The sequence below is a fragment of the Serratia sarumanii genome (genome assembly GCF_029962605.1).
In the GTDB taxonomy this organism is placed as follows: domain Bacteria; phylum Pseudomonadota; class Gammaproteobacteria; order Enterobacterales; family Enterobacteriaceae; genus Serratia; species Serratia sarumanii.
The window spans coordinates 4,324,196-4,342,791 of sequence record NZ_CP124750.1 but is presented as its reverse complement, the minus strand read 5'-3'; the positions used below and the strand labels follow the sequence as shown (position 1 = coordinate 4,342,791).

Below are 18,596 nucleotides of genomic sequence, written 5' to 3'. Positions count from 1 at the left end.
GCGGTCTGTGGTAATATCTGCGCCACTAAAATTTTGTTCTTTTTTGGAGTTATCGGATGAAAGTTACGCTGCCTGATTTTCGCCGCGCCGGTGTGCTGGTGGTCGGTGACGTCATGTTGGATCGCTATTGGTATGGGCCGACCAGCCGCATTTCACCGGAAGCCCCGGTGCCGGTGGTCAAGGTCGACACCATCGAAGAGCGTCCCGGCGGCGCGGCTAACGTGGCGATGAACATCGCTTCGCTGGGCGCCAATTCCCGCCTGGTGGGCCTGACCGGCATCGACGATGCGGCGCGGGCGCTGAGCGCCAAGCTGAATGAAGTCAACGTGCGCTGCGACTTCGTCTCGGTGCCGACCCATCCGACCATCACCAAGCTGCGCGTGCTGTCGCGCAACCAGCAACTGATCCGTCTCGACTTCGAAGAAGGCTTCTCCAACGTCGATCCGCAGCCGATGCTTGAGCGCATTCAGCAGGCGCTGCCGCAGATCGGCGCGCTGGTGCTGTCCGATTACGCCAAGGGCGCGCTCAGCCAGGTGCAGGGCATGATCCAACTGGCGCGCGCCGCCAAGGTGCCGGTGCTGATCGATCCGAAAGGCTCTGACTTCGAGCGCTATCGCGGCGCGACGTTGCTGACGCCGAACCTGTCCGAGTTCGAAGCGGTGGTGGGCCACTGCAAGGATGAGGCGGAACTGGTGGCGCGCGGCATGAAGCTGGTGGCGGATTTCGAGCTGTCGGCGCTGTTGGTCACCCGTTCCGAACACGGCATGACGCTGCTGCAGCCGGGCGTTGAGCCGCTGCACCTGCCGACCCAAGCGCAGGAAGTGTTTGATGTGACCGGCGCCGGCGACACCGTGATCGGCGTGCTGGCCGCCTCGCTGGCCGCCGGCAATTCGCTGGAAGAGTCCTGTTTCCTGGCCAACGCCGCCGCCGGCGTGGTGGTGGGCAAGCTCGGTACTTCCACCGTGTCGCCCATCGAGCTGGAAAACGCGGTGCGCGGCCGGGCCGAAACCGGCTTTGGCGTGATGACCGAAGCGCAGTTGAAAACCGCTGTTGCTCAGGCGCGTCAGCGCGGCGAGAAAGTGGTGATGACCAACGGCATTTTCGACATTCTGCACGCCGGCCACGTCTCCTATCTGGCCAACGCCCGCAAGCTGGGCGACCGCCTGATCGTGGCGGTGAACAGCGACGCCTCGACCAAACGCCTGAAAGGGGAAACACGCCCGGTCAACGCGCTGGAGAATCGCATGATCGTGCTGGGCGCGCTGGAAGCGGTGGATTGGGTGGTGCCGTTCGAAGAGGACACGCCGCAGCGCTTGATCGCCGACATTCTGCCGGATCTGCTGGTGAAAGGCGGTGATTACAAACCGGAAGAGATTGCCGGCAGTGCGGAAGTGTGGGCCAACGGCGGCGATGTCAAAGTGTTGAACTTTGAAGACGGGCTGTCGACCACCAACATCATCAAAGCGATCAAAGACGGGCGCGGCTAACGCCGGGCGACCGAAAGAACAAGGGCGCGCGGTTCAGGTGCGCGCCCTTGGCGGGAATTTATTCGTCTTCCTGTTTGGCTGCCGGTGCCGCGCTCAGCTTGCTTTCCAGCTCGGCCAGGCGCTGTTCCAACAGCGCCAGCTTCTCGCGGGTGCGCAACAGCACCTGAGTCTGCACGTCGAACTCTTCGCGGTTAACCAAATCCAGGCGGGTCAGCTGCGACTGCAGCACCTGACGGATTTTTTTCTCAACGTCTTCCCCGAATTCACGAACGCCTTTAGGCATGGACTCATGAACCTGGCGTGCGATTTGTTCGATTTTTTTCGGGTCAATCATGGCGTATCCCTTTCAGAGTTTAATTGCTGCCGCTTAGTGTAATGCGAGTTGCCCGCCGGATAAACACCATTAAGCGCATTCGCCGCGCGTGGCCGAATTGTGCTTTTGCCAATTGCCCTGCCTACCCATTAGCGTTATAGTCATCCTGCTTATTCTCAGGGCGGGGTGAAAGTCCCCACCGGCGGTAAATCACCTTCTACGGTGAAAGCCCGCGAGCGCTCAGCCAGCCTGTAAAGGCCGGTTAGAGGTCAGCAGATCCGGTGCAATTCCGGGGCCGACGGTTATAGTCCGGATGGGAGAGAGTAACGGTATCTGCCGGGCTTGCGCCCGCTTGCGTTATTTTTTTAGCTATTGCTAGCTACTCCTCAAGATCGCCCTGGTTCTGGTAATCCATAATTTTTAATGAGGTTTTTTACCATGAATCAGACGCTACTTTCAGACTTTGGCACGCCGACAGAACGCGTTGAACGCGCGATTGACGCACTGCGCAATGGGCGCGGCGTAATGGTGCTCGATGATGAAAATCGTGAAAACGAAGGTGACATGATCTTCGCCGCGGAAACCATGACCGTTGAGCAGATGGCGCTGACCATTCGCCACGGCAGCGGTATCGTGTGCCTGTGCATCACCGAAGAACGCCGTCAGCAGCTTGAGCTGCCGATGATGGTGACCAACAACTCCAGCCAGTTCCAGACCGCCTTCACCGTGACCATCGAAGCGGCGCAGGGCGTGACCACCGGGGTTTCCGCTTCCGATCGCCTGACCACCATCCGTGCGGCGGTGGCAGACAGCGCCAAGCCGAGCGACCTGAACCGTCCGGGCCACGTGTTCCCGCTGCGCGCGCAGCCGGGCGGCGTGCTGAGCCGTCGCGGCCACACCGAAGCGACCATCGATCTGGTTTCCATGGCCGGTTTCAAACCTGCCGGCGTGCTGTGTGAACTGACCAACGACGATGGCAGCATGGCGCACGCGCCGGAAGTGATCGCCTTCGCCAAACAGCACGACATGGTGGTGCTGACCATCGAGGATCTGGTGGCCTACCGCCAGGCGCACGAGAAAAAGGCCAGCTGATAGCCGGTCGCTTTCAACGATAAAAAAAGCCGCGTAACGCGGCTTTTTTGTGGCTACCGTTCTGACAGGCGTTCGCCGATGCGGCTGGCGTAATTCATCACGTGGAAGGTGTAGTTCTCTTCCACCGTACCCTGGAACAGATGGGCCCAGGGGCCGATGGCGTAGATGCCGAGATCTTCCCCGCCGTGGGTCTCGCTTTTCAGCGGCACCAGCGCCGGCTGAATAAAGTCGGGCGCGGTGGCCTGTTCCATGGTCAATGTCGGGCGTTCGGTCAGCGGGATCGTGCCGCCGGGGCCATTGGCGAAGCCGACGGTGGTGTAAGGCTTGCCGTCGCTGCCCAGCCGCGGTTTGCCGTCGACGCCGACGGAAATGCCGAGGATAGGATTACCCCGCTTGGCATAGCCGGCGATGGTCAATGTGTGGCTGTGATCGCCGGTCACGATCACCAGGGTTTCCTCCAGGTTGACCTTGTCGACGATGGTTTTCACCGCCTCGTTCAGGGCGACCGCGTCGCTCAGCGTACGGTAGGCGTTACCGTTGTGGCTACCGTGATCGATGCGTCCGCCCTCCACCAACAGCAGATAGCCTTCGGGATTCCTGGCCAGAATATCGATGGCCTTGCCGGTCATTTCTGCCAGCGAAGGCTCTCCCGCCGCGTCTTGCCGCCGATCGTGCTCGAAGTTCATGTGCGACGGCTCGAACAGGGCCAGCAGATGATCGATCTTACCCGGTTCGATTTTGTCGAACTGCGCCTGATTCCAGACGTATTGCCCACGCTCGCCATAGCGTTGCAGCCAGGCCTGCGTCAGATCGCGGCCATCCTTTCTGGCGCCTTTCTTGCCGGGGTATTCCGGATCGCTCACGCTATCGGGCAGGAAGTTGGCGCGCCCGCCGCCCATTGCCACGTTAAGGCCGTCGCCGTACTTCATTTCCACCAGCTGGCGCGCGATATCGCGGCAGCCTGCGGCCAGAGCCGCTGCCGGCATTTTGGCGTCGGATTCCCAATCGCGGTTGGCGATATGGGCATAGGTCGCGCCCGGCGTGGCGTGGGTGATGGTGGCGGTCGTCACGGCGCCGGTGGCCATGCCGAGCGTTGCGGCCATCTCCCACAGCGTGGTGACGGTCTTGGTTTGCTGATCCTCGCAATTGTTGAGGGTGGCCGTATGGTTGAGGCCCATCAGATCGTTGATGGTTTTGACGCCGGTGGTCATCGCCACCGCGCTGGGCGCGGAGTCGGTGATTTGGGCGTCGGCGGAGTAGGTTTTGGCCGCCGCCAGATAGGGGAAGGCCTCCCAGGCCAGCACGTTGGATTCGCCGTCCACGCCGCGCTGCTGCCCTTCAAAAATGCGGGCGGCGGTCACGGTGGAAAACCCCATGCCGTCGCCGACCACCAGAATGACGTTTTTGGCGCGGTTGGTGTTTGGCGTCTGTTTCAGCCGCTGTTGCAGCTGAGCTTGCGCCTGAAGGAAGTAAGGATCTTCGCGCTGCGTCAGCTGCGCGTTGTCCGCCGCGCCGGCGGTGGCCGTCCAGCCGGTGAGCAAGGATATGGAAAGCGCCAGGCGGGTTGCCAGTGTGAGTCTGAACATGAATTCCTCCTTGGTGAGACGTAATTCCCATCGCGCGGCGGGGTTGCCTGCTACCCGTCGGCAGAGGAGGAGTGTATAGATCGTGTTAACAAAAAATACATAAATTATTCACAAATTAGATCTGTGTGGCAGTAATGTCATGGCATTCACTGATCTTATTAATCTATTGAAATATATTAATTTTTTATCTTTCTGTCTGCCGGCGCATTCCTCCGCTTTTAATTCAAATTTATTGAATATCTTCATCACGGTTATCCGGCTGTGTTGGCGCGGCAAAGCGCGTAATGTAGCGGCATAGCACAATTTGAACTAAGGATCTCCCTATGAACACCTCTCGTATGCCGGCACTGTTTCTTGGCCACGGTAGCCCGATGAACGTGCTGGAAGACAACCGCTACACCCGGGCATGGCGTGCGTTGGGTGAGTCATTGCCGCGCCCGAAGGCGATCGTGGCGGTTTCCGCGCATTGGTATACCCGCGGCACTGCGGTCACCGCGATGGAAAAACCCAAAACCATTCACGACTTCGGCGGGTTCCCGCAGGCGCTGTTTGATACCCGTTATCCCGCGCCGGGCTCTCCCGCGCTGGCTGCGCAGCTGCAGCAAATGCTGGCGCCGGTGCCGGTGACGGCCGATCTCGGTGAGTGGGGGTTGGATCACGGAACCTGGGGCGTCTTGATCAAGATGTATCCCAATGCTGACATCCCGGTGGTGCAGCTCAGCGTCGACGGCACGCAGCCGGCGGCCTATCACTATGAGCTGGGGCGCAAACTGGCGGCGCTGCGCGATGAGGGCGTGATGATCGTCGCCAGCGGCAACGTGGTGCACAACCTGCGCATGGTGAAATGGCAGGGCGACACCAGCGCCTACCCGTGGGCGGAATCGTTCAATAACTTTGTCCGGGATAACCTGCGTTATCGGGGCGATAACCATCCGCTGGTGGATTTCATGCGCCATGAGGGGGCAGCGCTGTCGAATCCGACGCCGGAACACTATCTGCCGTTGCTGTACGTGCTTGGCGGCTGGGATGGCAAAGAGGCCATCAGCGTGCCGATCGACGGTATCGAAATGGGAGCGCTGAGCATGCTGTCGGTGCAGGTGGGCTAAAGAAAAACGCCAGTCAGAAACTGGCGTTTTGGTCTCGGCGGGGCTATCAGCCGAGGATGGTGTGCGGATAGAAGCGCGACAGATCCTGCGTGATCAGTTCGCGATCTTCGCGCAGGCCAATGCCGCAAGGTTGATCGTTCACCAGCCAACTGCCGATCAGCGTGTAGCTGTCTTCGAACTTCGGCAGCGGATGGAACTGCTGCACGATCATGCCCTCTTCGCCGTATGGCCCATCGACGCGCGCCACTTCCTGACCGTTTTCGACGATCTGAATGTTCGCGCCTTCGCGTGAGAACAGCGGCTTGGTGACGTAATGATCCATCGGCGGATGATCGTCTTGCGCGAAATAAGCCGGCAACAGATTCGGGTGGTTCGGGAACATTTCCCACAGCAGCGGCAGCAGCGCTTTGTTGGAGATGATGCTCTTCCAGGCCGGCTCCAGCCAGCGCACGCCGGCGTCTTCCAGCTTGGTGGAGAACATCTCGCGCAGCATGAATTCCCACGGGTAGAGCTTGAACAGGTTGCCGATCACCTGATCCTGCAGATCGGTAAACTGGCCTTTCTCGCCGAGGCCAATCTCTTCCATGAACAGGAACTCGGTCGGCAGACCGGCTTCCTGCGCGCAGTCCTGCAGATATTGCACCGTGCCGCGATCTTCTTCGCTGTCCTGGCAGCAGGCCAGGTGCAACAGGCCAAAACCGTGATGCGCTTTCAGCTCGGCGAAACGCTCGATCAGCTTCTCCTGCAGGCTGTTGTACTGATCCGACTCCGGATCCAGTTTGCCGGCGTTGATCTGGTCTTCCAGCCACAGCCACTGGAAGAAGGCCGCCTCATACAGCGAGGTTGGCGTATCGGCGTTGTTCTCCAGCAGCTTCGGCGGGTTAACGCCGTCGTAGGCCAGATCGAGACGCGAATACAGCGACGGCTGATTGGTGCGCCACGAACTGCGCACGAACTCCCAGGTGTGTTTCGGGATGCAGAACTTGGCCATCAGCTCGTCGCTGCCGACCACTTTTTCCACCACCTGCAGACACATCTGGTGCAGCTCGGCGGTGGCGCTTTCGATCTCTTCAATCTGCGCCAGCGTGAACTGGTAATAGGCGTCTTCACACCAGTACGGCTCGCCGTACATGGTGTGGAAACGGAAACCGAACTCGGTCGCTTTTTCACGCCAGTCCGGGCGCTCGGTAATAGCAATACGTTTCATGCATCAACCGCCCATGCTGCGGGAGCCGGAGTTGGAGGTGGCGCTGCTGCGCTGCATGCTGGTCTGCTTGGCTACGGTCTCGCCGAAACCGCCGCGGGTCACGGTGTTGGTGACTGCAGGCTTCGGCGCCATGGCGGTTTTCGGCACCGTCATGGTGCGGCCGCCGGCGGTGGCCGGGCCGTAGCTCTTGCCGCTGGCGTCGACAAACTTGCCGTTCGCCGGGCTGGCGGCGTTCTTGGAGGTGAACAGCGGCTGCTGCGCGAAGCCGGAACCGCCCATCAGGCGGCCCATCATGTAGCCCGCCATCAGCGGCATCCAGAAGCTGCCGCTGCTTTGCGATTCCGCCGCCATGCCGGCTTGTGCCGGCGCCTGGGTGCACTGCGCTTCGCCGAACTCGGCGACGCAGTCTTCGCGGGTGGCGTATTTCGGCGCGGTTTTCGCCGCTTCCTTCAGGGCATTGTTGTAGGAGGTGGTGCACTGCTCGCTCATCGAAGGATTGGCGCGCGAACAGTCATCAGCATTCTGATACAGGGAGACCGTTTCATCGCTCTTCTCACAGCCGGCCAGCATAAAGACGGCGCTGATCGCCAAAGCCACGGGCGCGACACGGTAGCTGCGCCAGGATTTGCGGAACGTCTCTTGGTTGATGTTTTTTGTCCGTTTCATCGTTATCAATCCCATCATGCGGGCTGTTTTCGCCCTTTCCCAGTAGTGGCGCTAAGGATAGGGGAAACATGGTCAAAATTAAAGCTGAAACGCCCGCAGAATCGACTCTTTACGCAGTTATACGTTGGGGTGTGCGCCAGTTCGCTTTCGCGGCGAAAAAACGCGCGTTGGCGTTTCATCATGAAACGTTGTCGCTATGATGATGTTCCATAATGGAACAAAAATCGCGAGGCTCGCCAGGCGGGCGGCGGGCGCTCATAGTCGAAGCACAACAACAAGCCGGCGGCGAAGTCGGCGCGTCATCACCTGATATCTGAACGTTACCATCGCCAACTCCCTACAAGGATCCGGTTATGTTGAGAATCATCCAGTCACCAGGCAAATATATTCAGGGCGCCAATGCGCTGGCCGCCGTCGGCGAATACGCCAAATCCCTCGCCGATCATTACCTGGTGATCGCCGACGACTTCGTGATGCAGCTGGCGGGCGACACCCTAATGGGCAGCCTGCAGCAGCACGGCGTGAAACATCATGCGGCGCGCTTCAACGGCGAATGCTGCCGCAAGGAGATAGACCGGCTCGGCCATGAGCTGCAGGCTCACGGCTGCCGCGGCGTGATCGGCGTCGGCGGCGGCAAGACGCTCGACACCGCCAAGGCCGTGGCGCACTACCAACAGCTGCCGGTGGTGCTCATTCCCACCATCGCCTCCACCGATGCGCCGACCAGCGCGCTGTCGGTTCTCTACACCGAACAGGGCGAATTCGCCGAGTACCTGATTTACCCGCGCAACCCGGACATGGTGGTGATGGACAGCGCCATCATCGCCAAAGCGCCGGTGCGTCTGCTGGTGGCCGGCATGGGCGACGCGCTTTCCACCTATTTCGAGGCGCAGGCCTGCTTCGACGCCCAGGCCACCAGCATGGCCGGCGGCAAATCGACGCTGGCGGCGCTCAGCCTGGCGCGGCTGTGTTATGACACGCTGCTGGCGGAAGGGGTGAAAGCCAAACTGGCGGTCGAGGCCGGCGTGGTGACGGAAGCGGTGGAACGCATCATTGAGGCCAATACCTATCTGAGCGGCATCGGCTTCGAGAGCAGTGGGCTGGCGGCGGCGCACGCCATTCACAACGGTTTTACCGTGCTCGAAGAGTGCCACCACCTGTATCACGGCGAGAAAGTGGCGTTCGGCACCCTGGCGCAGCTGGTACTGCAGAACAGCCCGATGGCGCAGATTGAAACCGTGCTGGCGTTTTGTCATGGCATCGGCCTGCCGATCACGCTGGCGCAGATGGGCGTCACCGGCGATGCGGCGGCGAAGATGATGGCGGTGGCCGAAGCCAGCTGCGCAGCCGGCGAAACCATTCACAACATGCCGTTCAAGGTTACACCCGCGGGCGTGCAGGCGGCGATCCTGACTGCGGATCGGCTGGGCGCCGCCTGGCTGCAGCGTCATTGATATCGTTGGGGCGCGGTGCGCCGCGCCCCTGTTCTTACAGAGGAAACCATCGTGAAAAAACTGATTAATCAGGTCGAGTCGGTGTTGGAAGAGCAGTTGCAGGGGCTGGCGGAGGCCCATCCCGAGCTGCTGGTGCACGCGGATCCGCTGTTCGTGACCCGCGCCGACGCGCCGGTGGCGGGCAAGGTGGCGATCCTGTCCGGCGGCGGCAGCGGCCATGAGCCGATGCACTGCGGTTTCGTCGGCGAAGGGATGCTCGACGGCGCCTGTCCGGGCGAGATTTTCACCTCGCCGACGCCGGATAAAATGTACGAGTGCGGCCAGGCGATCGACGGCGGCGCCGGGGTGCTGCTGCTGATCAAGAACTACACCGGCGACGTGCTCAACTTCGAAACCGCCACCGAGCTGCTGCACGACAGCGGCGTCGCGGTGGCGACGGTGCTGGTGGATGACGACGTGGCGGTCAAAGACAGCCTGTTTACCGCCGGGCGGCGCGGGGTGGCTAACACCGTGCTGATGGAGAAACTGCTGGGCGCCGCCGCGGCGCGCGGCGACGATCTGGACAGCGTGGTGACGTTAGGGCATCGCATCAACAACCACGGGCACTCAATCGGCATCGCGCTGGGGGCTTGCACCGTGCCGGCCGCCGGCAAGCCGTCGTTTACCCTGGCGGAGAACGAAATGGAGTTCGGCGTCGGCATTCACGGCGAGCCGGGCATTGCGCGCCGTCCGTTCACCACGCTCAACGCGGCGGTGGACGACATGTTCCATACGCTGATCGACCACGGCCACTATCAGCGCACGATCCGCGTCTGGGATCGTCAGCAGGGCGAGTGGCGCGACGAGATGCAGACCAAGCAGCCGTTGACGCGCGGCGATCGAGCGATCGCGCTGGTCAACAACCTGGGCGCCACGCCACTGTCGGAGCTGTACGGCGTATACCATCGGCTGGCGGAGCGCTGCGCCGAGGCGGGCATCATCATTGAGCGCAATCTGGTGGGCTCTTACTGCACTTCGCTCGATATGCAGGGCGTGTCCATCACGCTGTTGAACGTGGACGACGAGCTGTTGTCCTTGTGGGATGCGCCGGTGAAAACGCCTGCGCTGCGTTGGGGTTGCTGAGGAGGAATCATGGCGTTGACCAAACAACAGGTTGTCGATTGGCTGATGCGTTGCGGCGAGGTGTTCAGCCGGGAGCGCGATTTTCTGACCCGGCTGGACACCGAGATCGGCGATGCCGACCACGGTTTGAACATGAATCGCGGTTTCAACAAGGTGGTGGAAAAGCTGCCGTCGGTGGCGGACAAAGATATCGGTTTCATTCTGAAAAACACCGGCATGACGCTGCTGTCGAGCGTGGGCGGCGCCAGCGGCCCGCTGTTCGGCACCTTCTTCATCCGCGCGGCGCAGGCGGCGAACGCCAAGCAAAGCCTGGATCTGGCGGAGCTGCATCAAATGATGCAAGAGGGGGTTGAAGGCGTGGTGATGCGCGGTAAGGCGGAGCCGGGCGACAAGACCATGTGCGACGTCTGGTGGCCGGTGGTGGAAAGCCTCGGGCAGTCCGCGCAGCAGAACCTGAGCGTGGCGGAGGCGCTGCAGCGCGCCGCCGACAGCGCCGAGCGGGCGGTGGAGAGCACCATTACCATGCAGGCGCGCAAGGGGCGGGCCAGTTACCTGGGCGAGCGCAGCATCGGCCACCAGGATCCCGGCGCCACTTCGGTGATGTTGATGATGAAAACGCTGGCCGAGGTCGCCGGCAGCTAGCAGGAGGCGAGATGATTAATATCGTGGTGGTTTCGCACAGCGCGTTGCTGGCGCGTGGCGTTGAGCAGTTGGCGCGGCAGATGATGCGCGGCGACGGTTGCAAGCTGGCGCTGGCGGCGGGCGTGGATGACGAGCAGCACCCGATCGGCACCGACGCGGTCAAAGTGATGGAGGCGATCGAAGCGGTCGCCGACGGTGACGGCGTTCTGGTGCTGATGGATTTGGGCAGCGCGCTGCTCAGTGCCGAAACCGCGCTCGATCTGCTGGACCCGTACGTGGCTGTCAAAGTGCGGCTGTGTGCGGCGCCGCTGGTCGAAGGCACGCTGGCGGCGGTGGTGGCCGCCAACTCCGGTGCCTCGCTGGAGCAGGTGGTGGCGGAGGCGCAGGGCGCGCTGCAGGCCAAACAGGCGCAGCTGGGCGAAGGCTCGCCGGCCGCGAAAAGCGCGGCTTTGCCGCTGGCGCAGGGCAAAAGCGCAACCTGGACGGTGCAGAACCCGCACGGGCTGCACGCGCGCCCGGCGGCGCGGCTGGTCGAGACGCTGGCGCCGTTCAAGGCCGAGCTGGTGCTGGAAAAGCAGGGGCAGTGCGTCGATCCGCGCAGCCTCAATCAGCTGGCGCTGCTGCAGGTGCGCCACGGCGATACTATTCGCCTGATCGCCGACGGCGCGCAGGCGGACGAGGCGCTGGCGGCGTTCAACGCGCTGGCGGAACAGCATTTCGGCGAGACGGTTTCCGAGCGGCAGCAGCCTTCGCTGCACGGTATCCCGGTGGCGGAAAGCGTCACCAGCGGGCCGGTGTTCCAGGCCCACAGCTTCTGGCCGCCAACCGCCGATCGACGGATTGGCGCGGACGAGGTGTTGGGCGAACAGCAACGCCTGCGTGAGGCGCTGCAGCACACCCTGAGCGATCTGAACCGGCTGGCGGAACGCACCGGCACGCTGATCGGCAAGCCGCAGGCGGCGATCTTCGGCGCCCACAGCATGCTGCTGGACGATCCGGATCTGCAGCAGGCGGCGTACACCCGCATCGCGCAGCAGTTGTGCAGTGCCGAACAGGCCTGGCGGCAGGTGCTGGAAGCGATCGCCGAAGAGTACCGCGAGCTGGATGACGACTACATGCGGGCGCGTGAACTGGACGTGCGCGACATGCTGCGCCGCACGCTGTGCCATCTGCAGGGGCTGCCGCTGCCGGCCATCGCGCTGGCAGAGCCGTCGATACTGGTGATGGACGAGCTGATGCCTTCTGAGGTGGTGATGCTCGACAGGCGGCTGGTGCTCGGCATCTGCCTGAGCGGTGGCAATGCCCTGTCGCACAGCGCCATTCTGGCGAAGGCGATGGGCATTCCGATGGTGGTCGGCATGCAGGATTGCCTGAGCAAAACCCGCAGCGGGCAAAAGGCGATGCTGGACGCCGCGCGCGGGGTGTTGCAGCTCAGCCACTAGGCGCGCAGCTTGAACTGGCGGATGTCGATCCCATGCTGTTTGATCTTCCGCCACAGGGTGGTGCGGCCGATGCCCAGCAGCTGCGCCATCTCCGTCAACTGACCACGGCTGACGGTCGCCGCGCGCAGGATCGCCTGGCGCTCCATGTCCGTCAGCGTCAACAGCGGCGCGCCGGGCTGCGGATCGCTCTCCAGCAGCGACGGCTGGCCGAGCAGGTGTGCCGGCAAATCTGCTAACTGGATGTGGTGGCCGTGGCAAATCATCGCCGCGCGCTCCACCACCCCTTTCAGTTCCAAATCGTTGCCCGGCCACAGGTAGAGCGCCAGTTGGGCCATCACTTCGTCATCCACCCGAAAGCGACACTGAAAGTGTTGCTCCAGCGCGCGCAGATGGTGTTTGACCAGCAGCGGAATATCGCTCAGCCGCTGGCGCAGCGGCGGGATCTGGATCTCGAAGGCTTGCAGGCTGTAAAACAGCTGGCGGCGGAAGCGGTTTTGTTGCACCAGCAGCGGCAGATCGGCGGCGCTGCCGGCGATCACCCGCACATCGACGGGGATCACTCGGCTGGAATTGAGGCGGATCACCACGCCGGTTTTCAGCACCTGCAGCAACGCCGACTGCATCTCCGCCGGCAGGTATTCGATCTGTTCGAGATACAGCGTGCCGCCGTTGGCCAATTCGAATTTGCTCAGCTGGCCCGCCTCTTCTTCGCTGGCGTCGCTGCCCAGCAGTTCACGCAGCCCCTGTGCCTGCGGCAACAGCTGGCAGTTGAGGGCGATATACGGCCCGGCGGCGCGTTCGCCGGCGTTGTGGATAGCCTGGCTGAGCAGCTCTTTGCCGACCCCTTCCTCCCCGCGCAGCAGGATTGGATGCTGGCCCTTGGCCGCCTGCTGCCCGTAACGGATCAGCCGCCGCATATCCAGCGAGGCGGAGGGCATTTGCTCGAAGCTGTGGCTGACGCGCCCCAACTGGCTGCTGACATACTGGCGCAGCCGCTCGAGCGGGTGCAGCAGGGCGATGAAACTGCAGCGATCGCCGTCGAAAATCGGCTTGAGCGTCAGCAAGGCAGCGATAAACTGCCGCTGGCTTTCGAAGGTGACTTCGACGTGTTGCAGCGGCTGCCGGTCGGCGATGGCGCGCTTGAGCAGGGCGGGCAGCGTCAGCAGCTGCGCCAGCGGTTTGCCCTGGCTCTGCTGCTCGTCCAGCTTCAGCAGGGCGGCGGCGCGCTGGTTGATATATTGCAGGTAGCCACGGTGATCCCAGGCCATCACGCCGTCGTCCACGCCGTCCAGCAGGCCGTAAAGCTGGTTAAGATGGCGGTTGGATTCCGCCAGCAGGCCGTCGGCGTTCAGCGAATTGCCGATTTCGCGAGCGATGGCCAGCGTCAGCGACAGATCGCCGGCGGCGCAGTCGGCCAGCAGGCAGCCCAGCGCGATCGAACCGCGCTGGCGGCCGCTGTTGTCGTAGACCGGCGTAGCGCAGAACGACCAGCCGTGCAGCGCCCGGCGCACGTGCTCCCCGCCGCTCACCCGCACCGGGTGGCCTTCCGTTGCCGCCAGCGCCGGGGCATTGGTGCCGATCTGCCCTTCGGCCCAGTAAGCGCCGGGGGCGAACCCCAGTTGCTGTAAATGCTCCCAGGTTTGGGCGTCGCCGCAGCGCCACAGCATGCAGCCGCTCTCGTCGAGGATCATCAACAGACAACGACGTGGCTCCATGTACTCGCAGGCGTCTTCCAGCGCCGCCTGGCCGAGCGTCAGCAGATCGTTCTTGCGGCGGCAAATCGATTCGAAGGTGGCGCCCTGAGCGCGGTGCGGTGCTTGCCAGACGTCGGGCTGCATCAGGCTGCGGCAGCGCAGCCAGGAGGCGTAAACCGCCTGTGCCGGGCGCAGCGGCGGCGGCAGTTCGCCGTCGTTAATCAGCCGTTGCCAGCGTGAATCGTTGTCCATCGAACCTCATCCAGACTGCGAAAACGAGAGTGACGATGATACCACCTGACGTGGCGGCGGCTGTGAGACGGCGGGCAGAAGTGGTGAAATCGAGGCAAAAAAAACGGGGCGCGGCGCAGGCCGAACCCCGTGTTTATCAATGTGCGCGCATCAGTTGCGGAATGGGTTGCCGCTGTTGCGAGCCGGTTGGCTGGTGGCCGCGGCCGGCGCGGATGCGCGAGTGGCCGCCGGTACCGGCGCCGCGGTTTGCTGCATCGGCGCATTGTCCTGATAGCCGTCTGCATAGGCGTCCTGCGCGCGATTCTGCGGCGCCACGGCGTCAGGTGCGGTCGACACCGGTTTGCCCAACGCGCCGTTCAGCAGCAGCAAATCGTTCTGGTTCAGCGTGCCGAGCGCCGACTTGATGTTCAACTGGTTGATCAGATAGGTATAACGCGCGTCGGACAGCTGACGTTTGGCGTTATACAGCGTGGTGGTGGCGTCCAGCACGTCGACGATGGTGCGGGTACCGACCTGATAACCGGCTTCCATCGCGTCCAGGGAGCTTTGCGCGGAGATCACCGCCTGTTTGTAGGCGTTGATGCTGCTGATCGAGGCGTTAACGTTGTTGAACGACGAACGCACGGTCTGCACCACGCTGCGGTGTGAGCTTTCCAACTGCTCGCTGGCGCCGACGAAGCCGTACTGCGCTTGCTTGACCTGTGAGTTGGTCGCGCCGCCGCTGTACAGCGGCAGGTTGAAGCTGATGCCGACCTTATTTTGGCCCGCATCGGAGTCGCTGTAGCGTGCGGCATTCGCGCCGCCGGTGTTGGAGCCGTTGTATTTGGTATTGCTGATGCCGGTTGATGCGCTGACGTCAATCGTCGGCATATAGCCGGTTTGGGCTGCGCGGATTTGCTCGCGCGCCAGGTCCTGGCTCAGACGGGCGGACAGCAGGCTCAGGTTGCGCGCTTCCGCTTCTTTCAGCAGGTTGTTCACCGCTTCCGGGCGCTGGGTACTGAAGCGATCGGTATTCAACGAGGCCAGCTCCGGGTAGAAGGCCCCGGTCACCTGGCGCAGCGTTTCCAGCGCGTTATCCAGATCGTTGCGGGCGGAGACTTCCGCCGCCAGCACGGTGTCATAGTTCGAGCGGGCGTTCTGCACGTCGGTGATCGCCACCAGGCCCACGTTGAAGCGCTGGGTGGTTTGATCCAGCGTGCGGTATACCGCATCTTTCTGCGCCTGGGTATAGGACAGCGTGTCGATCGCCTTCAGCACGTTGAAGTAGGCGGTGGCGGTGTTGAGAATCAGCGACTGCTCAGCGGTCTGGAAGGTGACGTCGGAGATGCCGGCGGTCTTTTCCTGCAGCGTCAGCTGGCGCCATTTCGACATGTCGAAAATAGTTTGCGTCAGCGCCAACGAACCGCTGGTCACGTTGCTGTTAACGCCATTGCTGTCACGATAACCGTTGGTGTAATCGTAACCTGCGGTTAAACCGAGCTGCGGCAGCAACGGGCTGCGCGCTTCATTGATCTTTTCGAATGCGGCGTCGCGGTCAGCAGCACTTTTGCGCAGATCCGGGTTACTTTCCCTGGCCTGTTTGTAGACCTGCAGCAGGTTCTCTGCCTGGCTCATTGCACTGAAGCCGCCCAGGCTCAGTCCGATAAGAAGGGGGAGCAGTTTCTTCATTTGCATTCCTTGTTGTGCAGCAATATTGCTATGTTAGCGCTGACGATAGACGAAATAGTTGCCGATTCTAGCAGAGTCTGGGGTACGCATCAGGTGGCTGAATGTGCCATCTCACGTAACTTTTACCTTTCAGACCGCCCATTTACCTTGGCGTACTGCCCGGGTCGACTGCAGCTGATATTATGGCTGACAATCCGGATTGTTTCCCGCTATTACCTGCGAGCGCACAAACGTGCCGCATCCGGCGGCGGAAAACAGCCTAACATAAAGCCGCGGCGGAGAGTCCCGCTGTTTCTGTCATCAAAACCGATTATTTTATCGGCATACTCAAGCAGGAGAATTCGCGCATGAACCGTTCGCAGCCGTCGCCCGTTACTTTCGAGAAAAAAGATGTAGAAATTATTGCACGCGAGACGCTGTACCGTGGTTTTTTTTCACTCAATTTATACCGGTTTCGCCATCGGTTGTTCAATGGCGAAATGAGCCCTGTAATCACGCGTGAAATTTTCGAACGCGGCCATGCGGCGGTGCTGCTGCCCTACGATCCGGTGCGCGACGAGGTTGTGCTGATTGAACAACTGCGCATCGCCGCGGTTGATACCAGCCATTCGCCCTGGCTGCTGGAAATGGTGGCGGGTATGATCGAGACCGGCGAAAGCGTCGAGGACGTGTGCCGCCGCGAAGCGCAGGAGGAGGCCGGCGTGATGGTCGGGCGCTGCAAGCCGGTGCTGAGCTACCTGGCCAGCCCCGGCGGCACCAGTGAACGTCTGTCGATCATGGTCGGCGAGGTGGACGCCGGCACCGCCGAGGGCATTCACGGCCTGGCGGAAGAACATGAAGATATCCGCGTCCACGTGGTCAGCCGCGAGCAGGCTTACCGCTGGGTGGAGGAGGGCGCGATCGATAACGCCGCATCAGTGATTGCATTGCAATGGCTGGCGTTGCACCATGAATCGTTGAGAAAAGAGTGGGCCAACTAATGAAACAGCGCTATACCCCTGATTTCCCCGAAATGATGAGATTGTGCGAAACCAACTTCGCGCAATTGCGCCGCTTGCTGCCGCGCAACGACGAAGCGGGCGAAACGGTGACTTATCAGGTGAACGGCGCCGGCTATCGTTTGACCATCGTTGAGTCCACGCGTTACACGTCGCTGGTGGAGATCGAGCAGATCTTTCCGGCGGTCAGCTACTGGAGCCTGCCCGCGATGACGGTGCGGCTGTACCATGACGCCATGGTTGCGGAAGTGTGTTCCAGTCAGCAGATCTATCGCTTTAAAGCGCGTTATGATTATCCTAATAAAAAGTTGCATCAACGCGACGAAAAGCATCAAATTAACCAGTTTCTTGCTGATTGGCTGCGCTACTGTTTGGCGCATGGAGCGATGGCGGTTCCGGTTTGTTAGACAGACTGAAATAACAAAGGACACCATTTGGAAAGCCTGTTTAAACTGCCCGTGGCGAGTGGGGCCGCGGTCAGGATTCTACAAATAACAGATACCCACCTTTTTGCCGGCGAACACGAGACGTTGCTCGGCATCAATACCTATCGCAGCTATCACGCGGTGCTGGACGCCATCCAGGCGCAGCGCCGCGACGTCGATTTGATCGTCGCCACGGGAGATTTGGCGCAGGATCATTCGCAAGAGGCCTACCGCCACTTCGCCGCCGGCATCGCGCAATTGCCGGCTCCCTGCGTGTGGCTGCCGGGCAACCATGATTTTCAACCGGCGATGGTCGATGCGTTGGCCGCCGCCGGCATCGCGCCTTCCAAACAGGTGCTGCTGGGCGACAGCTGGCAGGTGCTGATGCTGGACAGCCAGGTGTTCGGCGTGCCGCACGGCGAATTGAGCGAATACCAACTCGAGTGGATGGAGCGCTGCCTGCAGGCTCACCCCGAGCGCTATACGCTGTTGCTGCTGCACCATCATCCGCTGCCTTCCGGCTGCACCTGGCTCGATCAGCACAGCCTGCGCAACCCGCATATGCTGGGCGCGATCCTGCTGCGTTATCCGAAAGTGAATACCGTGGTGTGCGGGCACATTCACCAGGATCTGGATCTGGAATGGCAGGGCCGACGCCTGTTGGCGACGCCGTCCACCTGCGTGCAATTCAAGCCGCACTGCACGAACTTCACCATTGACGACGTCTCCCCCGGCTGGCGCTACCTCGATCTGCTGCCGGACGGCCGCGTCGAGACCCAGGTGTTCCGCCTGGAAAACGACGATTTCCGCCCCGATATGGACTCGGATGGATACTGATGCCTTCGACACTGCTCTACCTGCACGGTTTCAACAGTTCGCCGCAGTCGGCCAAGGCGGTGGCCTTCAAGGCCTGGCTGGCCGAGCACCATCCCGATATCGAGATGCTGGTGCCGCAGCTGCCGGCCTTTCCGGCGGAGGCCGCCGAAATGCTGGAGAATATGGTGCTGGAGCGCGCCGGCCAAACGCTCGGGCTGGTCGGTTCATCGCTGGGCGGCTATTACGCCACCTGGCTGTCGCAGTGTTTTTCGCTGCCGGCGGTGGTGGTCAACCCGGCGGTCAAGCCGTTTGAGCTGCTGGTCGACTATCTCGGCGCCAACGAGAACCCCTACACCGGCCAGCAATATGTGTTAGAGTCTCGGCACGTTTACGATCTGAAAGTGATGCAGATCGATCCCTTGGAGTCGCCGGATTTAATCTGGCTGCTGCAGCAAACGGGCGATGAAATTCTCGATTACGGCCAGGCCGTGGCGTATTACACCGCGTGTCGGCAAACGGTGGAGTCGGGTGGAAACCACGCCTTCGTCGGTTTCGAGCACTACTTCCCCCAGATTGTGGATTTTTTAGGGCTAAACGCGGTCTGACGGACCGTTCCGGCACCTCCC

At 61.8% G+C, this 18,596-nt stretch carries 17 protein-coding genes and 1 riboswitch; of the genes, 11 read left to right on the top strand and 6 right to left on the bottom strand.

The window, feature by feature from the left end; translation table 11 throughout:
• Window positions 1–56 precede the first annotated feature (56 nt).
• Window positions 57–1,487 carry a bifunctional D-glycero-beta-D-manno-heptose-7-phosphate kinase/D-glycero-beta-D-manno-heptose 1-phosphate adenylyltransferase HldE gene (gene hldE / locus SSARUM_RS20545; RefSeq protein WP_060388244.1) on the top strand — a complete coding sequence of 477 codons (1,431 nt, stop codon included), beginning with the start codon at window positions 57–59 and terminating at the stop codon, window positions 1,485–1,487.
• A gap of 58 nt (window positions 1,488–1,545) precedes the next feature.
• Here the strand turns inward: hldE and ubiK are convergent, their stop codons facing one another.
• Complete coding sequence (gene ubiK / locus SSARUM_RS20540; protein ID WP_033654817.1) at window positions 1,546–1,821, bottom strand: ubiquinone biosynthesis accessory factor UbiK; 276 nt, start codon at window positions 1,819–1,821, stop codon at window positions 1,546–1,548.
• Window positions 1,822–1,968: 147 nt separating this feature from the next.
• Window positions 1,969–2,129, top strand: a riboswitch (FMN riboswitch).
• A 109-nt stretch (window positions 2,130–2,238) separates the two neighbouring features.
• On the opposite strand from ubiK, the gene ribB reads away from it, so the two are divergent.
• Window positions 2,239–2,892 carry a 3,4-dihydroxy-2-butanone-4-phosphate synthase gene (gene ribB, locus SSARUM_RS20535; protein WP_033636071.1) on the top strand — a complete coding sequence of 218 codons (654 nt, stop codon included), beginning with the start codon at window positions 2,239–2,241 and terminating at the stop codon, window positions 2,890–2,892.
• A 53-nt stretch (window positions 2,893–2,945) separates the two neighbouring features.
• Here the strand turns inward: ribB and SSARUM_RS20530 are convergent, their stop codons facing one another.
• A complete protein-coding gene (locus SSARUM_RS20530; RefSeq protein ID WP_043148023.1) occupies window positions 2,946–4,478 on the bottom strand; it encodes an alkaline phosphatase in 1,533 nt (510 codons plus the stop codon).
• A 323-nt stretch (window positions 4,479–4,801) separates the two neighbouring features.
• On the opposite strand from SSARUM_RS20530, the gene ygiD reads away from it, so the two are divergent.
• Complete coding sequence (gene ygiD / locus SSARUM_RS20525) at window positions 4,802–5,584, top strand: 4,5-DOPA-extradiol-dioxygenase (RefSeq protein WP_033636069.1); 783 nt, start codon at window positions 4,802–4,804, stop codon at window positions 5,582–5,584.
• A gap of 46 nt (window positions 5,585–5,630) precedes the next feature.
• Here the strand turns inward: ygiD and SSARUM_RS20520 are convergent, their stop codons facing one another.
• Window positions 5,631–6,791: a glutathionylspermidine synthase family protein gene (locus SSARUM_RS20520; RefSeq protein WP_033649062.1), complete on the bottom strand. Its 1,161-nt coding sequence runs from the start codon at window positions 6,789–6,791 to the stop codon at window positions 5,631–5,633.
• Window positions 6,792–6,794: 3 nt separating this feature from the next.
• Window positions 6,795–7,457, bottom strand: a complete 663-nt coding sequence (locus SSARUM_RS20515; RefSeq protein WP_015379087.1) for a DUF1190 family protein — start codon at window positions 7,455–7,457, stop codon at window positions 6,795–6,797.
• Between the two features lie 353 nt (window positions 7,458–7,810).
• On the opposite strand from SSARUM_RS20515, the gene SSARUM_RS20510 reads away from it, so the two are divergent.
• Genes SSARUM_RS20510 through dhaM form a run of 4 tightly spaced genes read left to right on the top strand, consistent with a single transcriptional unit; the run spans window position 7,811 to window position 12,117 of the window.
• Window positions 7,811–8,911 (top strand): glycerol dehydrogenase, encoded by a 1,101-nt coding sequence (locus SSARUM_RS20510; RefSeq protein ID WP_033649063.1) that lies wholly within the window; start codon window positions 7,811–7,813, stop codon window positions 8,909–8,911.
• A gap of 51 nt (window positions 8,912–8,962) precedes the next feature.
• A complete protein-coding gene (dhaK, locus tag SSARUM_RS20505; protein WP_033649064.1) occupies window positions 8,963–10,033 on the top strand; it encodes a dihydroxyacetone kinase subunit DhaK in 1,071 nt (356 codons plus the stop codon).
• A gap of 9 nt (window positions 10,034–10,042) precedes the next feature.
• The gene (gene dhaL / locus SSARUM_RS20500; protein WP_033636066.1) at window positions 10,043–10,675 is read left to right on the top strand and encodes a dihydroxyacetone kinase subunit DhaL; all 633 of its coding nucleotides are present in this window, start codon (window positions 10,043–10,045) and stop codon (window positions 10,673–10,675) included.
• Window positions 10,676–10,686: 11 nt separating this feature from the next.
• The gene (gene dhaM / locus SSARUM_RS20495) at window positions 10,687–12,117 is read left to right on the top strand and encodes a dihydroxyacetone kinase phosphoryl donor subunit DhaM (RefSeq protein WP_060430976.1); all 1,431 of its coding nucleotides are present in this window, start codon (window positions 10,687–10,689) and stop codon (window positions 12,115–12,117) included.
• Here dhaM and dhaR read toward each other — a convergent pair.
• Together dhaR and hasF are read right to left on the bottom strand one after the other, a co-directional pair.
• A complete protein-coding gene (gene dhaR / locus SSARUM_RS20490; RefSeq protein ID WP_060430978.1) occupies window positions 12,114–14,063 on the bottom strand; it encodes a dihydroxyacetone kinase operon transcriptional regulator DhaR in 1,950 nt (649 codons plus the stop codon). The two genes, dhaM and dhaR, sit on opposite strands and share 4 nt — an antisense overlap.
• 150 nt (window positions 14,064–14,213) lie before the next feature.
• Window positions 14,214–15,731 (bottom strand): multidrug efflux transporter outer membrane subunit HasF, encoded by a 1,518-nt coding sequence (hasF, locus tag SSARUM_RS20485; RefSeq protein WP_060430980.1) that lies wholly within the window; start codon window positions 15,729–15,731, stop codon window positions 14,214–14,216.
• 347 nt (window positions 15,732–16,078) lie between these two features.
• Between hasF and nudF the strand changes: the two genes are divergently transcribed.
• Genes nudF through yqiA form a run of 4 tightly spaced genes read left to right on the top strand, consistent with a single transcriptional unit; the run spans window position 16,079 to window position 18,575 of the window.
• Window positions 16,079–16,711 carry an ADP-ribose diphosphatase gene (gene nudF, locus SSARUM_RS20480; RefSeq protein WP_060430982.1) on the top strand — a complete coding sequence of 211 codons (633 nt, stop codon included), beginning with the start codon at window positions 16,079–16,081 and terminating at the stop codon, window positions 16,709–16,711.
• A complete protein-coding gene (locus SSARUM_RS20475) occupies window positions 16,711–17,136 on the top strand; it encodes a DUF1249 family protein (protein WP_004937244.1) in 426 nt (141 codons plus the stop codon). Before nudF ends, SSARUM_RS20475 begins: the two co-directional genes overlap by 1 nt.
• A gap of 27 nt (window positions 17,137–17,163) precedes the next feature.
• On the top strand, window positions 17,164–17,991 hold the full coding sequence (gene cpdA, locus SSARUM_RS20470; RefSeq protein ID WP_033636061.1) for a 3',5'-cyclic-AMP phosphodiesterase: 828 nt from the start codon (window positions 17,164–17,166) through the stop codon (window positions 17,989–17,991).
• Complete coding sequence (gene yqiA / locus SSARUM_RS20465) at window positions 17,991–18,575, top strand: esterase YqiA (protein ID WP_025304306.1); 585 nt, start codon at window positions 17,991–17,993, stop codon at window positions 18,573–18,575. Before cpdA ends, yqiA begins: the two co-directional genes overlap by 1 nt.
• Window positions 18,576–18,596: the final 21 nt, after the last annotated feature.

Excerpts from the sequence above, each read along its gene's own strand:
- hldE (WP_060388244.1), top strand. The coding sequence starts at position 57 with ATGAAAGTTACGCTGCCTGATTTTCGCCGCGCCGGTGTGCTGGTGGTC.
- ubiK (WP_033654817.1), bottom strand. The coding sequence starts at position 1,821 with ATGATTGACCCGAAAAAAATCGAACAAATCGCACGCCAGGTTCATGAG.
- ribB (WP_033636071.1), top strand. The coding sequence starts at position 2,239 with ATGAATCAGACGCTACTTTCAGACTTTGGCACGCCGACAGAACGCGTT.
- SSARUM_RS20530 (WP_043148023.1), bottom strand. The coding sequence starts at position 4,478 with ATGTTCAGACTCACACTGGCAACCCGCCTGGCGCTTTCCATATCCTTG.
- ygiD (WP_033636069.1), top strand. The coding sequence starts at position 4,802 with ATGAACACCTCTCGTATGCCGGCACTGTTTCTTGGCCACGGTAGCCCG.
- SSARUM_RS20520 (WP_033649062.1), bottom strand. The coding sequence starts at position 6,791 with ATGAAACGTATTGCTATTACCGAGCGCCCGGACTGGCGTGAAAAAGCG.
- SSARUM_RS20515 (WP_015379087.1), bottom strand. The coding sequence starts at position 7,457 with ATGAAACGGACAAAAAACATCAACCAAGAGACGTTCCGCAAATCCTGG.
- SSARUM_RS20510 (WP_033649063.1), top strand. The coding sequence starts at position 7,811 with ATGTTGAGAATCATCCAGTCACCAGGCAAATATATTCAGGGCGCCAAT.
- dhaL (WP_033636066.1), top strand. The coding sequence starts at position 10,043 with ATGGCGTTGACCAAACAACAGGTTGTCGATTGGCTGATGCGTTGCGGC.
- dhaM (WP_060430976.1), top strand. The coding sequence starts at position 10,687 with ATGATTAATATCGTGGTGGTTTCGCACAGCGCGTTGCTGGCGCGTGGC.
- dhaR (WP_060430978.1), bottom strand. The coding sequence starts at position 14,063 with ATGGACAACGATTCACGCTGGCAACGGCTGATTAACGACGGCGAACTG.
- hasF (WP_060430980.1), bottom strand. The coding sequence starts at position 15,731 with ATGAAGAAACTGCTCCCCCTTCTTATCGGACTGAGCCTGGGCGGCTTC.
- nudF (WP_060430982.1), top strand. The coding sequence starts at position 16,079 with ATGAACCGTTCGCAGCCGTCGCCCGTTACTTTCGAGAAAAAAGATGTA.
- SSARUM_RS20475 (WP_004937244.1), top strand. The coding sequence starts at position 16,711 with ATGAAACAGCGCTATACCCCTGATTTCCCCGAAATGATGAGATTGTGC.
- yqiA (WP_025304306.1), top strand. The coding sequence starts at position 17,991 with ATGCCTTCGACACTGCTCTACCTGCACGGTTTCAACAGTTCGCCGCAG.